Here is a 261-nt window from a genome sequence, read left to right on the forward strand (position 1 = left end):
GCCGCCGTCGTCTTCGGTGACGGTGATCATCTGCACGCCGCTCATGTCAGCACCCCTCTGGCCGCCATCATGCCAAGGGCAAGGGCTGCAATGGACAGGCCTACGGAGAGGCCAATATACAGCGCGGCATGCCCGATGGCCCCACGCTCGATCAAGGTGACGGCCTCCAGTGAGAAGGCCGCGAATGTGGTGAACCCGCCCAGCACGCCAGTCATCACGAAAGGCGCCAGCGGTGTCAGCCCCTTGTGTGCCGCCAGCACC

General features: G+C 65.1%; 1 protein-coding gene. It reads right to left on the reverse strand.

Annotated elements, in window-relative coordinates; all coding sequences use genetic code 11:
- Nucleotides 1-41: 41 nt before the first annotated feature.
- Nucleotides 42-261: CrcB family protein (locus tag R0J92_RS23980; protein ID WP_411053521.1), on the reverse strand; the 220-nt coding region annotated here is incomplete at its 5' end.

This window comes from Tritonibacter sp. SIMBA_163, from assembly GCF_046535935.1.
Lineage (GTDB): Bacteria > Pseudomonadota > Alphaproteobacteria > Rhodobacterales > Rhodobacteraceae > Epibacterium > Epibacterium scottomollicae.